The organism is Streptomyces sp. NPDC057697, from assembly GCF_042799335.1.
Lineage (GTDB): Bacteria > Actinomycetota > Actinomycetes > Streptomycetales > Streptomycetaceae > Streptomyces.
In genome coordinates this window covers 1-1,013 of record NZ_JBHVJA010000050.1, presented here as the reverse complement: position 1 = coordinate 1,013, position 1,013 = coordinate 1, and the positions used below count along the sequence as shown (strand labels likewise).

The window sequence follows — 1,013 nt, the reverse complement described above, 5'->3', positions numbered from 1 at the left end:
CGGTCGTACGGGTCTCGCGCAAAGAGATCCTGAACGCCCGGACCGAGATCACCGCCGCCTACGCCGACGACACCGGGGAGCCGTACCCGATCGCGGCCACCGAGGTTGCCGACCGGCTCCGGCCGGTCATCACCCATTACGACCTGCGCGTGTCCCGCCCCGACGAAGGGGAGGTGAACCTCCCGGACGTCCCGGCCGAGGACTTCGGCAAGGTGGCATGGGTCGAGCGCGCGGAGCTGCGGGAACTGCCGGTCATGGCGTCCGGCGGCCAGACGGCCAAGCACGACATCGCCACCTCGATCCGGCTCGCCTCCCCGCACCCGGTCATCCCCGCGTACGGCCGCCTCGGGTGGCACAACCGGGACGGCCGATGGCTGTACGTCCACGGCGGCGGCGCCTGGACTGCCGAGGGAGCCGATGACGTGCGCGTCCACGGAGACGGCCTCGGGGTGTTCGCCATGGCGGCCCCGCCCGAGGACGACGCGGCCGGACGACGTGCGTTCGAGGCTCTGTGGGGCCTGTTCGACATGTGCCCGGACCGGTTCGCGGCCGTGGAGATCGGGGCCGCGTTCCGTGCCTCCATGGGCCGGCCCTCGGGGAGCATCACGTACCGGGCGGTGAACCAGTCCGGCAAGTCCGCCCACATGGCGTTCGTGACGCAGTGCTGGGCCCCCTCGGTCCGCTGGAACCGCCTCCCCTTCAACGCGGGCAAGGCGTTCGCGACCCCCACCTACATCGAGCACGTCCACCACACGTTCGGAGACCTGCTCGTCCCGTGGGACGACATGGCGCCGGTCGGCTCCCCCCGCGAGCGGGCCGACTACTTCGACATGTTCGCCCGGTCCCTGTTCAACGGCGCGTCCAAGGGCCGCATGGGCATCCAGGACCGGAAGATCGTGGCCCGTGCCCGGCTGCGGCCCCGCGCGTTCGGCGCCCTGTCCGCCGAAGACCTGACCGCCGTGGAGTCCGGGCAGAACCGGACCCACCTCGTGCTGCTGTCCCGTGAGGAGTTC

Annotated in this window: 1 protein-coding gene; it reads left to right on the top strand. The window is 71.8% G+C overall.

All coding sequences use genetic code 11. From position 1 onward, the window contains the following. The coding region (locus tag ACFVFH_RS35820) for a hypothetical protein (RefSeq protein WP_383777122.1) at positions 1-1,013 on the top strand (1,013 nt) is incomplete at both ends.